Below are 223 nucleotides of genomic sequence, written 5' to 3' on the forward strand. Positions count from 1 at the left end.
GTTCTTGCGCACCTCCGACAGCCGCCGGGAGAGGCGGTGGGCCAGGTGGATGGGCAGCGGCATCAGCTCCGGCGTCTCGTCGCACGCGTAGCCGAACATCAGACCCTGGTCACCGGCGCCCTGCCGGTCCAGCTCGTCCTCATCCCCCTCCACCCGGGTCTCGTAGGCGGTGTCCACGCCCTGGGCGATGTCGGGGGACTGCGCCCCGATGGACACCGACACC

Annotated in this window: 1 pseudogene; it reads right to left on the reverse strand. The window is 71.3% G+C overall.

Annotated elements, in window-relative coordinates:
• Positions 1-223: pseudogene (locus AC2CJA_RS27575) on the reverse strand (methionine adenosyltransferase); the annotation flags it as partial.

It is taken from the genome of Streptomyces sp. ATLC9, from assembly GCF_057196705.1.